General features: G+C 49.0%; 16 protein-coding genes. 11 read left to right on the plus strand and 5 right to left on the minus strand.

The features are described from left to right. Window positions 1-56: 56 nt before the first annotated feature. Entirely contained in the window at window positions 57-650 is a 594-nt protein-coding gene (locus tag KNO75_RS08775) for an FMN-binding negative transcriptional regulator (RefSeq protein WP_214821186.1), read from the minus strand. Between the two features lie 70 nt (window positions 651-720). Here KNO75_RS08775 and KNO75_RS08780 point away from each other — a divergent pair, with 70 nt between their 5' ends. The 6 genes from KNO75_RS08780 (at window position 721) to KNO75_RS08805 (ending at window position 5,442) form a co-directional block, all read left to right on the plus strand. After that, complete coding sequence (locus tag KNO75_RS08780; RefSeq protein ID WP_214821187.1) at window positions 721-1,380, plus strand: haloacid dehalogenase type II; 660 nt, start codon at window positions 721-723, stop codon at window positions 1,378-1,380. A gap of 64 nt (window positions 1,381-1,444) precedes the next feature. Beyond that, window positions 1,445-1,801, plus strand: a complete 357-nt coding sequence (locus tag KNO75_RS08785) for a DUF2200 domain-containing protein (RefSeq protein ID WP_214816547.1) — start codon at window positions 1,445-1,447, stop codon at window positions 1,799-1,801. Then, complete coding sequence (locus tag KNO75_RS08790) at window positions 1,798-2,229, plus strand: DUF1801 domain-containing protein (protein ID WP_214793065.1); 432 nt, start codon at window positions 1,798-1,800, stop codon at window positions 2,227-2,229. Before KNO75_RS08785 ends, KNO75_RS08790 begins: the two co-directional genes overlap by 4 nt. Before the next feature lie 78 nt (window positions 2,230-2,307). Continuing rightward, complete coding sequence (locus KNO75_RS08795) at window positions 2,308-2,949, plus strand: TVP38/TMEM64 family protein (protein ID WP_214786362.1); 642 nt, start codon at window positions 2,308-2,310, stop codon at window positions 2,947-2,949. A gap of 109 nt (window positions 2,950-3,058) precedes the next feature. Then, complete coding sequence (locus KNO75_RS08800; protein WP_214821189.1) at window positions 3,059-3,784, plus strand: polysaccharide deacetylase family protein; 726 nt, start codon at window positions 3,059-3,061, stop codon at window positions 3,782-3,784. Between the two features lie 125 nt (window positions 3,785-3,909). Further along, a complete protein-coding gene (locus KNO75_RS08805) occupies window positions 3,910-5,442 on the plus strand; it encodes a methyl-accepting chemotaxis protein (RefSeq protein WP_214821191.1) in 1,533 nt (510 codons plus the stop codon). 38 nt (window positions 5,443-5,480) lie between these two features. On the opposite strand, the gene KNO75_RS08810 is transcribed toward KNO75_RS08805, so the two are convergent. Next, entirely contained in the window at window positions 5,481-6,338 is an 858-nt protein-coding gene (locus KNO75_RS08810) for an SDR family oxidoreductase (protein ID WP_214821193.1), read from the minus strand. A 158-nt stretch (window positions 6,339-6,496) separates the two neighbouring features. On the opposite strand from KNO75_RS08810, the gene KNO75_RS08815 reads away from it, so the two are divergent. Continuing rightward, entirely contained in the window at window positions 6,497-7,414 is a 918-nt protein-coding gene (locus KNO75_RS08815) for a TerC family protein (RefSeq protein ID WP_214821195.1), read from the plus strand. Window positions 7,415-7,501: 87 nt separating this feature from the next. Beyond that, window positions 7,502-7,663, plus strand: a complete 162-nt coding sequence (locus KNO75_RS08820) for a hypothetical protein (protein WP_214821198.1) — start codon at window positions 7,502-7,504, stop codon at window positions 7,661-7,663. Window positions 7,664-7,706: 43 nt separating this feature from the next. On the opposite strand, the gene KNO75_RS08825 is transcribed toward KNO75_RS08820, so the two are convergent. Together KNO75_RS08825 and KNO75_RS08830 are read right to left on the minus strand one after the other, a co-directional pair. Beyond that, window positions 7,707-8,423 (minus strand): peptidoglycan DD-metalloendopeptidase family protein, encoded by a 717-nt coding sequence (locus tag KNO75_RS08825; protein ID WP_214821200.1) that lies wholly within the window; start codon window positions 8,421-8,423, stop codon window positions 7,707-7,709. A 196-nt stretch (window positions 8,424-8,619) separates the two neighbouring features. Continuing rightward, window positions 8,620-9,096 (minus strand): DUF305 domain-containing protein, encoded by a 477-nt coding sequence (locus KNO75_RS08830; protein ID WP_214786354.1) that lies wholly within the window; start codon window positions 9,094-9,096, stop codon window positions 8,620-8,622. A gap of 168 nt (window positions 9,097-9,264) precedes the next feature. Here KNO75_RS08830 and KNO75_RS08835 point away from each other — a divergent pair, with 168 nt between their 5' ends. Genes KNO75_RS08835 through KNO75_RS08845 form a run of 3 tightly spaced genes read left to right on the plus strand, consistent with a single transcriptional unit; the run spans window position 9,265 to window position 11,703 of the window. Next, window positions 9,265-9,603 (plus strand): hypothetical protein, encoded by a 339-nt coding sequence (locus KNO75_RS08835; protein ID WP_214786353.1) that lies wholly within the window; start codon window positions 9,265-9,267, stop codon window positions 9,601-9,603. A 19-nt stretch (window positions 9,604-9,622) separates the two neighbouring features. Then, window positions 9,623-10,297, plus strand: a complete 675-nt coding sequence (locus KNO75_RS08840) for a response regulator transcription factor (protein WP_251126079.1) — start codon at window positions 9,623-9,625, stop codon at window positions 10,295-10,297. Next, on the plus strand, window positions 10,294-11,703 hold the full coding sequence (locus KNO75_RS08845; RefSeq protein ID WP_214786351.1) for a sensor histidine kinase: 1,410 nt from the start codon (window positions 10,294-10,296) through the stop codon (window positions 11,701-11,703). Before KNO75_RS08840 ends, KNO75_RS08845 begins: the two co-directional genes overlap by 4 nt. Window positions 11,704-11,721: 18 nt before the next feature. Here KNO75_RS08845 and KNO75_RS08850 read toward each other — a convergent pair whose 3' ends face one another. Beyond that, window positions 11,722-12,666, minus strand: coding sequence for a F510_1955 family glycosylhydrolase (locus tag KNO75_RS08850; RefSeq protein ID WP_214821202.1), 945 nt, complete (start codon window positions 12,664-12,666; stop codon window positions 11,722-11,724). Window positions 12,667-12,695: the final 29 nt, after the last annotated feature.

Genomic DNA, 12,695 nt, shown 5'->3' on the forward strand with positions numbered 1-12,695 from the left:
CAACCGCTATTCGGTTCAAAAAAAATGAAAAAACCTGCCGTTTTAGGACAGGTTGATCAAGATTTCCGCTGCCGTCGCATGACATCTGCAATCGGTTCATCTTGTTTTTCAAGCTCTGATACGATGCGTTCATGGTCCACGTCGTTTCGGTTTTGGCTTAACTTGAACGTTGCCTGAATGTCGGTAATGACGATCCGAAACCCGACGACGCCGTGCATTTGTCGCTTCACCGGTTCGGATAAATCATCCCATCGCACCGCATGTTCACGTTCTCCTTCGTGCTCGTTCAGCAAACCTGCGAGTTCTTCAATCAACTCGGTCTCATTGAGAATCGTCGCACGTCCATATACGTGTACCGCTTGGTAATTCCATGTCGATACGTCCTCATGTCCGTACCATGACGCCGACACGTACGCGTCCGGACCTTGGAAGATGACGAGAACGTCCTGTTCTTCAATCGTTCGCCACTGCGGATTCGCTTTTGATACGTGGGTCGTCAGTTGACCGTTCGCCTCATCGAATCGTAACGGGACGTGCGTTGCAATCGGTTTATCCCCGTCATGCGTCACGACCGTACCGAACGGATGGGCATGGAGAAATGCGTAAATCTTTGCTCGTTCTGTGACGGAATATTGATTTGGAATATACATGTCGGACCCCCTTTCTCCTATTATATTCTGAACAAGACGGGTATAACGACACAGAAGGAGGAATGTTTTTATGAAACCAACGATCAAAGCCATCGTCTTTGACGTATACGGCACCTTATTTGACGTCCATTCGGTGAAGGATGCCTGTGAACAAGAGTTCCCGGAAAAAGGAGCAGCCATCAGCCAAGTATGGCGGACAAAACAACTTGAGTACTTCTTTTGGCGGCACATGATGGGTCGCTACGAAGATTTCGAGTCGGTGACCCGGGACGCACTCCGTTACGCGCTCGCCGTCCATGACGCAACAGCGACGGAGGACATCGAACAGCGCCTGATTGCATCATATGCGCACCTCACTCCTTACGAGGAAGTAGAGTCGGTCTTGAAACAGCTACATGACGTGAAGACCGTTATCCTCTCGAACGGAACGGATGAGATGCTTGAGGCGCTGCTTCACAACGCCGGACTCACCGACTATTTTGATGAAGTCGTCAGCGTCGACGGCATCAAACAACCAAAACCGACGCCAGCGGCCTATATGCACTGGTTCAAGACGTCCGGTCTTCGCCGTGACGAGGTGCTCTTCTTATCGTCGAACGGCTGGGACATCGCCGGGGCGAAAAACTTCGGCTTCCATGCGGCATGGATCAACCGAAATGACCTACCGTTCGAGGAGTTCGATGTTGCGCCCGATACAATCTATGACGATTTGAATGGAATATTAGAATAGGTGTAACCTGCTTCGGTCGAAATATGAGAAAATAGAGAAAACAGGACAGAAACGAGGGAGACCTATGGCACACCGCATATATACGACGAGCTTTGCGAGCGTCTATCCGCTCTACGTCGCTAAAGCCGAACGAAAAGGACGGACGAAAGAAGAGGTCGACACAATCATCGAGTGGTTGACGGGATATGATGAGACCGGACTCGCGCGTCAGATTGCTGACGAGGTTGATTTTGATACATTCTTCGCTTCATCGCCTCATTTGAACGAAGACCGCGCCCTCATCAAAGGTGTCGTCTGTGGGGTGCGCGTCGAGAACGTTGAAGAACCACTCATGCGTGAAATCCGTTATCTCGATAAGCTCATTGATGAATTGGCGAAGGGGAAGAAAATGGAGAAAATCTTACGAGGAGGCGAATCATGATGGACATGACGACACTTGTGGACGAGGCACGGCTCGATTCCTTCATCCACCTGATTGAGGTCATCGATGACCATTTACCTGACGGGTTTGAAAAGACGACCGATGGACACGGAGTCCATTACGTCGTCCCGCTCGAGCGATATCCGTCGGGTTATCACGTGACGCCGGGTACACCCCTTCCCTTCATCAGCGTGATCGCACAAAAGCGCCATGTCGGGCTTTATCATATGGGAATTTACGCTGATCCTGAACTACTCGCTTGGTTCGAACAAGAGTATGCAAAACGCGTCCCGACGAAACTCGACATGGGGAAAAGCTGTATTCGCTTCAACAACGTGAAGCGGATTCCGTTTGATTTGGTCGGGGAACTCGCCGAAAAAATATCTGTCGATGAATGGATTCAGCGCTATGAAGGAAACCGAGGCTAACGCTTCGGTTTTTTCGCACATTCGTTTTCTGTCATGAACGATGAATGCGGTATGCTTAGAAAAAAGGAGGGGCGCCTCATGCCACGTTGGCTTAAAATCACTTTGTTTTTACTCGTATTTGGCACGTTGTTCTACATCACCCATTTCCATTATGAGTTGCGTCCGTCTGACATACGGGATATCGTCTTGTCGTTTGGTTTTTGGGGTCCGTTATTCTTTATTTTTCTATACGCCATCGGTCCGGTCGCCTTTTTACCGACATCCGTGCTATCACTTGGAGCCGGTCTCGCGTTCGGCGTTTGGCCTGGGGTCCTCTATATCATTATTGGTGCGACCGCTGCTGCGACGACCGGTTACGTCATGGGACGCTTCTTCGGACGCTCGGTCGTTAACGTCGACCGTTATCCTTGGTCGGAGAAGCTGTTCACCCAGATGGAGCGCCGCGGTTTCTTATATGTGTTCGTCTTACGGCTCATCCCACTCGTCAGTTTCGACTTACTCAGTTACGCCGGAGGCATCTCCCGCGTCCGTTTCCGTGCCTTTGTCCCAGCGACGGTTCTTGGCATGATTCCCGGGACGTTCGCTTATAGTTTTCTCGGAGCGAGCCTCGCGTCAGGTAGCGTCACCACGATCTTCATCGCCGCACTCGTCTTCGTCGGATTGATTGTCGTGACGTATATCTTCCGTGAACCGGTTAAAAAATGGCTTGGCTTAAATTGAAAAATCGATTCTCCTTCCGCATAAAAAGGCGTTTGAATCACAAAACCCTAATATTGTAAATTATATGTGGGAATAATATCCACACCAACAATTGAAGGAGAATCGATTTGTGCTAAAAAAATCAATCGTCTGTCTGTTAGCTGCATTCCTCTTATTCAGTTCATCTGCTTCTGTCTCAGCAAATGAGTCCCATCCCCGCTATAATAAAGGCGAGATGGTGTATTTGACGTTCGATGACGGACCGAATCAATATACGCCGAAGTTACTCGACGTCTTGAAACGGTACAACGTAAAAGCAACATTCTTTATTCTCGGAAAGAAAATCAAAGGAAATGAAGCCATTCTTCAACGGATTGTCGACGAGGGACATACAATCGGACTACATAGCATGACCCACGACAAAAAGACCTTCTATCGTTCACCGAAAACCGCAGTCAACGAGATGAAGCAGGTCCAACAATTGATTTTTGACATCACCGGTGTGAAGTCGACGACGATTCGTGTCCCATACGGTAGCGTGCCGCATATGACCAAGGCACATCGCCAGGCGATGGAGAAAGCCGGATTCAAGATGTGGGACTGGAACGTCGATACGCTCGACTGGAAATACAAAAAGGACCAGAAGACGATGCGCTATCAAACCATTAAACAAGTACGTGCCCATCGTTCATACTATCAGGCATCCATCGTTCTCATGCACGATCATGCCACTTCCCCTGAATCACTGTCTTATATGTTGAGACATTTGACTCGTGAGAAGTTTGTATTTTTGACGACAGAACAGGCGAAAGAACCATACCATTTCTATAACAAGTGGTACGGTAAATCACATTGAACATCAAAAGGAGCCTGGAGCTCCTTTTTTGTGTTGTGAACATGTAATTCCGATAAACATTCGGGACATCCGTCCGATATGTATAGAGCTACAACAAATGAACACGAGAATGTGAGGAAAGAAACATGAGTTTTACGAAACGAAATCAGTTGATGTTGTTGACGACGTTATTGATTGTGATGACGTCGGTTGTTGTCCATTTGCTTCACCGATTCACAGAATTTGCCTATACGTATACGATTTTACGGAACGGTGCAGATGATTATGTGTATTCAACTATGACGTGGGTGTTATTCGCTCTTCCACTCGTCTTTTTCGGGATGATGTTCGTCAGCTTGAAACGAGAACAGAAGACGTTCCCGCACTGGATGATGTTGACGCTCACCTTCGCGAGCATCTCGACGGTCGCCGGTGGACAAGGACTCGTCGAATATCACTTTTCCATCTTTGTCGTCTTGGCAATCTTGTCGTTCATGCGCCGCATCGACTTGATCCTCTACAGCGCTGGCATCTTCGCGGTTCAACATTTAGCGGGATATGCTTTATTCCCTGAGATGATTTGTGGAACGAGCGATTATCCGTTCAGCTTGTTGCTCATTCATGCTGTCTACTTGATCCTGCTCAGTGCGGTACTCGTCGCCCAGATTTACTACCGCAACAAAGAATCGGAACGAATCGAGACACAAGAACAGGAAACACGAGCGTTGCTTCAACAAGCAATACAGGATGTCAGTTCCCTCGTCCATTCCTTAAACGGACATGCGGAGGAACTCGAATCGGCTGCGAACCAATCGCTCGAATCTGGCGAGCAGATCGCCATCACCGTCGACCCAATCGTTGCGCACGCTTCATCGCAACAAACATCGATGATGCAAGGGGCGGATGAGATTCAATCGATCCGTTCACTCACTGCACTCATCCAAGAACGAATGGCTCAGACGGCCGCTGCCTCGTCACGTATCGCGACAGATGCCCTTTCCGGGAATACGGATATGCGTCTCATGGAAGAAAAAGTGCAAGAAATCATCACCGAGTCCGAACAACTCGAACGGATTGTCGCAACGATGTCAAATCGTTCATCTGAAATCCAAGGCATCTTGCAGCAAGTCGGCTCAATCAGTGAACAGACGAACATGCTCGCCTTGAACGCTTCGATTGAAGCGGCCCGTGCTGGAGAGGCCGGTCGTGGATTCGCTGTCGTCGCCTCTGAAGTCGGAAAACTCGCCGTGCAGTCTCGAGAATATGCGTCCGAGATGACACGTGTCCTTGGCGGATTAATGGAGGATACGACGGTCGTATCGAAATCCGCCCACTTGTTTAAAGAAGCGACAGAGAACTGCCAAACCGTCACGAACGACGTGACGGCCGTCTTCGGTCGTCTCACAGAAGACGTGTCTGAAATCGATGCACAAATTGCGTCGATTCAAGAGACGCGGCAACACGTGACGGCCCAGATGGAAACGCTCGAGACACGCCTTGAATCGACAAAGCATGCGGCAAGCGAACTCCAGCAACAGATTCACCATGTGGCCGCCGCAACAGAAGAACAAGTCGCCATCCAAAAAGAGCTCAGCTCCATGTCGGACCGACTCGCCGTCACAGCGAACGCACTTGAAGATGTGACGACACAACTTGAAAATCACGCATCCCGCGCCTAACACAAATTCCCCCGACCGTTTGGTCGGGGGAATGTTGTTTATCTGTCGAGCAGTTGACGAATCCCTTCAGTGAGCGGTGTGACCGGACGTCCGAGAACCGGTTCAAAGTCACTCTCATGAATCTCGAGCGTTCCTTGACGGATGCTTCGCTGAATGCCAGCGAGAAGTGCGACCACGTCATCAGGTAGCCCTGCCCCGCGCATCGTTTCTTCATACGCTTCGAGGTTCAACTCTTGCATCGCGACTTCGCGACCAAGCACCTCACTTAATGCATCGACGAGCTCCTGCTGCGTATGGAGCGGTCCCGACAATTCATATACCGCACTCTCCTGCTGTTCTTTCAACAAAACGTTCGCCGCTGCTTCCGCATAATCTTGTTGAAGTGCCCATCCGACCTTCCCGTCCCGTGCTGCCGTGATCCATGGCGCCCCATCAAGCACTGCCTGAATACTTGACAACTCGTTCTCTAAGTACCAGTTGTTCCGCAAGAATGCATACGGAATCCCCGATTCTACAATCGCTTCTTCCGTGACGACATGTGGGGGTGCCATCAAGTTCTCACTATCTGTCGCATCGGCGAGACTCGTATAGGCGATAAATGAGACACCTGCCCGTTTCGCCGCCTCGACTGCGTTCGTATGTTGACGAATCCGTGTGTCATTGTCTCCATCTGCCGAGATGATCAAGAGACGTTCAACGCCTTTGAACGCTTCATCGAGTGTGTCCGGCTGATCGAAATCACCGTGGCGTACGTCGACCCCACGTTCTTTAAGCGATGCTGCTTTCTCTGGATTCCGTACGCTGACAGCAAGGTCGCTCGCATCGATTGATTTGAGTAACTCCTCTACAATTTTTGACCCTAATTTACCGGTTGCCCCGGTGACTAAATACTTCATACGGTCATCCCCTTTCTCATGCTTCAGACCATATTCCCTTTCTGTTCAGGCAATTAACGTAACGACACATACCGACAAAATAACAGTTGACTTTAAGTTCATATGAACTTAAATTAAATATATAGAAGTTCATACGAACTCAAAAGGGGGAATTGTTGTTGACCCTACTCATCGGGTTTTTACTCATCGTCATCTTCATGCTCGCACTTGACCTCGGGGTGTTCCACCGCAAGGCACACGAAGTCTCGCTCCGCGAGGCGTGGACATGGACGTTTGTCTGGATCGGGATTGCGATTGTATTCGGAGGCTGGTTGTTCTATACGCAAGGTAGTACGGCGGCGACGGAATATGCGAGCGTGTACTTCATCGAGAAGGCACTCGCCATCGATAACGTGTTCGTCTTCTCGCTCGTCTTTGCCTATTTCGCCATCCCGCTCAAGTATCAGCATAAAGTGTTATTCTGGGGAATTCTCGGAGCCATTTTCTTCCGCGCCGTCTTCATCGTCGCTGGTGTATCGCTTTTAGAAAACTTCGGTTGGGTGTATTACGTGTTCGGAGCGTTCCTCGTCTATACAGGTTGGATGATGTACAAGAATATCGGGAAGGACGAGTCACTTGAAGAGAACAAGACGATTCGTTGGCTCGAGCGACGCCTTCCAATCACACAAGACATTTCATCTGGGAAGTTCACGAAACGCATCAATGGGAAGTTGTTCTTCACACCGCTCTTCATCGCGCTCATCTTCATCGAATTGTCGGATATCGTCTTTGCCGTCGATTCGGTCGCCGCGAGCTTCGCGTATTCGCGTGACCCGTATATCATCTTCTACGCGAATATCATGGCGATTCTTGGACTTCGTAGTCTCTACTTCGTCCTCGCCAACTTGATTGACCGTTTCTACTATTTGAAGCACGGCCTCAGTTTCATGCTCGTCTTTATCGGGGCGAAGATGATGTTAGGTGATGTGTACAAGATGCCGATTTGGATGTCGCTCGGGACAATCATTCTCGTCATCTTGATTAGCGTCCTCTATAGTTTCTACAAAACGAAACCTAGTTCATCCAAACACGTATAATGAATCAATCGATCCATTTCGTCGGTGTTCTTTCTTTGAAAATCGGGTAATCAATGAGGTGCACAACTACAGAAAAGGGGATTCACTATGTTTGATCGGATTGGCCTCATGAGTATCGGTCTCGTTTTCGGGATCATCCTCATGTTACTCTTCAACAACCTATTCGGACTGGTGTTTGGTGTCGTCCTTGGTGTCAGCCTCATCATCGCCAACCAAATCGGACGGAACAAACGAACAACTATTCATTAACCAAAAAGCACGCGCTCCCAAATATGGGGCGCGTGCTTTTGCATTAAAACATCGTATATGGATTGATACTGTTGGCAGGAGCTGAACTGCTATATACATAGCTGTTCCGATGTACTTCAAAATGGAGATGGTTTCCGAATGAGTTGCCGGTGTTGCCAACCGCTCCGATTGTCGCCCCTTTTGCGACCGTCTGTCCTTTGACGACATTGAGGCGGTCGAGGTGTGCGTATACCGTGATGTATGTTTGGCCATTTAACTGATGGGTCATCATGATGTGATTCCCATACGCCCCGTAGTTCCGGGAGACGATGACTTGTCCAGATGCGGCCGCCACGACTGGAGTCCCTCTCGGTGCCGCCAAGTCGATGCCGTTATGGAACGTGTAGCCGTATTGTCCGCTCGCTGGACCGTATTTTTGCGTTAACGTTCCTTTTGTCGGGATGATCATTTTTGCTGTCGACGTCGTCGAGAGTGTCGTCACACTATACTTCTTCACATATGTACTCGATACGTAACGGACTGTCCCGTTAAAGTTGATTTTCGTCCATCCCCCGCTTACGCCGAGATACTTGAACGACTGGCCTAACTTCGCGCTTCCAACGATCGCATACGTCGTGCCTGGGCCCGAACGGACGTTTAAACTGTTGGTCGTGACTTTGACATAATACGTGGTCGCTGCTTCAGCAGGCGTACCGGCTGGGGTGAAGATTCCGATGGTGAGCAATGCAGCACAGAGGAGAGAAAGCATCTTTCGTTTCATAGTATGGTAAATCCTTTCAATTATGTATTTAAATTTTTATTTTTTATATTATCTTGATGAAAAAATTTTACCACCAAAACGAATCGACAAATATGTCATTTATATTTCAAATAAAGGAAAACAAATTCTAACTTACTTCCCTCATTTTTCCTAAAATCAAAAAACATACACAGTCAATCATGACTGTGTATGCCTGTTACTCTTGATTCTCTTCTGCGTTCTCTTCTTCATCCTCTAAATCTTTAATCAGTTGCTTCATCTCTTCAATTTCACGGCGCTGCGCCTTGATGATCTCTTCAGACAGTTCTTTCACACGCGGGTCTTCGATTTCCGCACGCTCACTCGTCAAGATGGCGATGGAGTGGTGGGGAATCATTGCCTTCATCCAACTGACGTCATCGACCGTCGTCTGACTGCGTACGAGCCAGAGCGAGGCACTGAAGACGAGGACACTGACCCCTAGGATGATAAAATTAAGTGTTTTGTTCTTGTACATCCCCCACATAAAGAGAAGCATGACGAATGCCATGACCGATCCCATGATGAGTGCCATATACAACCTCGTCTGACTATAGAAGATATGATTGATTTGAAAGACGTTCAAATACATGAGCCAGTACATCAAAAATGTAGAGACCGCAATCATGATTCCAAATTTTCCGTACGATTTCATCTCGTTCACCCTTTCTCGTTATGCATGTAGAAGTACTTTTACCTACTTGTTCTGCACTCAAACCTGCATCTTTCTCAGTCATAGCGTGTTTTCCAAAGCTTTCACTTCTTTTTCACAAACGTAGGGTAGACTGATGAAATTGAGATTATGCAAGGAAGGGGAACATTGATGCAACAGGTGACACTGCGTGATGTACTGGCAACATTGGATTCTGTCTTATCGTGGTCCTATCTCGATCGTCCGGAAGAGATGGCGATTCGTGGAATCGGGACGACACCAGAAAAAATAAATAAAACTTTTTTATATGTATGTAATCGCCCCGTCAATGAACGCGGCGTCGACCTGGTGAAAGCAGCTATCCGAAACGGTGCAGTGGCTATCGTTACGGATCGACCGATTGATGCGCGCGTACCAGTTATTTACTGTCGAGACGTGACACGTGCATATGAACAACTACAGACTCTTTTCGTTCCGGAAGGAAATCACGCAAAGCACGCGGAACGATAACAGGAAGGAGGGATGCGTGATGAAAATCCTCATTGTGGACGATGAAGAAAAAATGAGACATTTGATTCGTCTGTTTCTCGAGAGCGATGGCTATTCTTGTTTAGAAGCAAGCGATGCCCGTTCAGCACTCGAACAAATTGAAGAACGCCCGGACCTTGTCCTCTTAGATATCATGATGCCGGAAGTGGATGGTATCTCCCTTTGTCGTCAACTGAAGACGATCGATCCGACATTGCCTGTCGTCTTGTTGACGGCACGTTCAGACAATGAGACGACAATTCAAGGGCTAGATGCCGGTGCGGATGATTACGTCACCAAACCATTCGATGGGAACGTGCTCCTCGCCCGGATCCGTGCCGTCTTACGGCGAAGCAAGGTTGTGAATATCCATTATGGTCCGCTCCGTTACGACGAAGAGAGCGGACGCATCCTTTATGAAGAACAAGAGGTCGTCCTCACCCCAAAAGCGACGGCCATCCTGAAGTTGTTCCTCCAGCATCCGAATCGACTTTTCAATCGCTTGGATCTCTATGACCTCGTCTGGCCCTATTCTGCCGAATCCGACCCTCGTACGGTCGATGCACATATTCGTATGATTCGAGAAAAGTTAGGGGATGCTGGATTTCCAATCGACGACTATTTGAAGACGGTTTGGGGACGTGGCTATCGTTGGACCGAGGAGCGTTCTGGATGAAGCGAAGTCGTAACAGTTTACCGTTTCGGATTAGCCTCGTCTTTCTCCTATCCACCCTCTTGATTGAAGGGGTGTTATTCCTTCTCCTCTATCACACGTTACTCGGGGAACGCGTGGTAGAAGAAATCAATCGTCTCGAATCTCGGGCCGAGAGCCATGCAAGCGTATTGGCGATGAATTTTTCGGAAGAAACGATCAGTCATGTGGCCACCATGGAAAGTGAGACCGACACGAAAGTCGCTATTACCGATACTGCTCATGATACGCTACAAACTTCGCACTCTTTTCCTCAAGTCTTAGTCGACACCGTCGATTCGAAAAAACGCACTGGTCCCTTTGATGACACGACCGTTCTAGAGGATGATTGGGAAAACGAACCGTATTTGAGTGTCCGCACACCGATTACGGACGATGCCGGCACACGATATGGATACGTCTATATGTTTTTACCGACCGAGATCATTCATGGGATCAGTCACCGCCTTCAATGGCGATTTCTATATATCACGGCCATCGCACTCGTGACGACCGTGCTGACGTTCATTCTCCTGAGCCGTCTCATTTCAAAACCGATTGAGTCGTTGAGACGAGCGACAGAGAACGTGCTCACGAACCCGGACGAGTTACAATTGCCGACGAACCGAGTCGATGAAATCGGCGAATTGGCCCGCTCAATCGAATCGATGTCTGTCGAACTATCTCGACTGCGACGAGAACGGCATCAGTTCCTTTCCGATCTTTCGCATGAAATTAAGACCCCTCTCACCTACTTGAGAGGGTATGCCGAGATCGCTTCAAAAGAGAGTACGCCTGAATCACTTCGCAAACAATCGATTCAAACCATTTTAGAAGAAAGTCGTTCGCTCACCGAACTCGTCGAAAATGCGTTTCAATTGGCACAACTCGATGAAAACACGTTCTTGTTGCATCGAGAAGAAGTGACCGTCACCACGTTTTGTGCGGACTTACGCCGAATGCTCGATACAATGTTCCGGATGACGACGATTCGCTTCGATGCTTCACCGAGCGCAGGACAACCAGATATCGCGCTTACATTAGATCGTCACCGCATGCTTCAAGTCTTCCGCTCTATCGCCCATAATGCGATTGAACATAGCGAGGCCTCGCATGTCTCGCTTTACTCACACGTCACGGACACACACCTCGTCTTGACCATCAGCGATGACGGGAAAGGCATTCCGACAGAAGATTTGCCTCATATTTTTGACCGGCTGTATCGCGTGGAAAAATCACGCTCCAGACAGACCGGTGGTAGTGGCCTCGGACTCGCCATCGCCGATCAAATCGTCACTCGCCACGGCGGGACGTTGACGGTATCCTCCGATGCATCGGGTACTTCTTTCACCGTCACGCTTCCCCTCGACAAAAAGACGCCTATCCTGTAATGGAAAGGCGTCTTTTGATCAGTTGAGCTCACCTTTGTCGAGGCGCATCTCCCATTCCCCGTCTGTAAACTCATATACGCTATTATCCGATGCGACAAGCAACATGCGCTCCTCGTTGACTGCCAATTCGATTGGCACAGCGTCCGTTTGAAGTTCTGGAAGATTGAACGTCTCTGTCGACTCAGCGTCTAAGTTGAATCGAACACCTTCGAAAGAACCGTCTGTCTGCCGGACGTAAGCCAACTGCCCATCATCCGCTCCAACCGTGACTACCTGTTCCGCTTCAACAAGTGGCTCAAATGAATCCCCGGAATCATTTGAAACGAGGATCCCAGACGGACCGTACAAGAAGACGCGCTCCGCATCCGTCGCATCGGCGACAATCCCTGCTACTTGTCCTCCTTCGATCCCTTTCACCTGCATCGGTTCAAATGACTTCCCTCCATCTGTCGAGCGATGGAAACCTGTCTCGAGTTGGGACGTCGCCTCTTCTAAATAGACGTACAACGTTCCTGTCGCATATCCGGCGCTCATATAATGGAAATCCGCTTCTCCTTCGAGTGACCGTACTTCTAACATCGTACCGTGGTCTTTCCCGTAGATGACACCGAGCGGGTTTTTATAGTCCGTTCGGCGATCCGGGTGACCACTTGCATAAAACCCGTCCTCGACGAGTTCAAAGCCCATATAGTCGTGGCGATTCGTCGGAAGTGTATACCAGCCATCTTCTCGATACTCCATCAATCCGGCATGGGTTGCAATGACCGGACGGTTGTCGTCTTGCCAAAATCCAGCCCCATGGATGTGGGACACCATCTCATCCGCTCCCACGCGTTGCCACTCGTCTTTTGTAGTTGTCGTCATACTCTCTGATTGATTAGTGTCTGACGATTCTTCCTTTGCACCACAAGCCGATAAAAGCAGTGGCGTCAGTAAAAGTGATAGCATCAACGTTCGTTTCATCTCGATCCCTCCATCTATAGCATCCCATC

The organism is Exiguobacterium sp. s35, from assembly GCF_018617535.1.
Lineage (GTDB): Bacteria > Bacillota > Bacilli > Exiguobacteriales > Exiguobacteriaceae > Exiguobacterium > Exiguobacterium aestuarii.

Coding starts and splice junctions, on each gene's coding strand:
- KNO75_RS08820 (WP_214821198.1), top strand. CDS start 7,502: ATGTTTGATCGGATTGGCCTCATGAGTATCGGTCTCGTTTTCGGGATC.
- KNO75_RS08805 (WP_214821191.1), top strand. CDS start 3,910: ATGAGTTTTACGAAACGAAATCAGTTGATGTTGTTGACGACGTTATTG.
- KNO75_RS08850 (WP_214821202.1), bottom strand. CDS start 12,666: ATGAAACGAACGTTGATGCTATCACTTTTACTGACGCCACTGCTTTTA.
- KNO75_RS08790 (WP_214793065.1), top strand. CDS start 1,798: ATGATGGACATGACGACACTTGTGGACGAGGCACGGCTCGATTCCTTC.
- KNO75_RS08780 (WP_214821187.1), top strand. CDS start 721: ATGAAACCAACGATCAAAGCCATCGTCTTTGACGTATACGGCACCTTA.
- KNO75_RS08810 (WP_214821193.1), bottom strand. CDS start 6,338: ATGAAGTATTTAGTCACCGGGGCAACCGGTAAATTAGGGTCAAAAATT.
- KNO75_RS08830 (WP_214786354.1), bottom strand. CDS start 9,096: ATGAAATCGTACGGAAAATTTGGAATCATGATTGCGGTCTCTACATTT.
- KNO75_RS08845 (WP_214786351.1), top strand. CDS start 10,294: ATGAAGCGAAGTCGTAACAGTTTACCGTTTCGGATTAGCCTCGTCTTT.
- KNO75_RS08835 (WP_214786353.1), top strand. CDS start 9,265: ATGCAACAGGTGACACTGCGTGATGTACTGGCAACATTGGATTCTGTC.
- KNO75_RS08840 (WP_251126079.1), top strand. CDS start 9,623: ATGAAAATCCTCATTGTGGACGATGAAGAAAAAATGAGACATTTGATT.
- KNO75_RS08785 (WP_214816547.1), top strand. CDS start 1,445: ATGGCACACCGCATATATACGACGAGCTTTGCGAGCGTCTATCCGCTC.
- KNO75_RS08825 (WP_214821200.1), bottom strand. CDS start 8,423: ATGAAACGAAAGATGCTTTCTCTCCTCTGTGCTGCATTGCTCACCATC.
- KNO75_RS08775 (WP_214821186.1), bottom strand. CDS start 650: ATGTATATTCCAAATCAATATTCCGTCACAGAACGAGCAAAGATTTAC.
- KNO75_RS08795 (WP_214786362.1), top strand. CDS start 2,308: ATGCCACGTTGGCTTAAAATCACTTTGTTTTTACTCGTATTTGGCACG.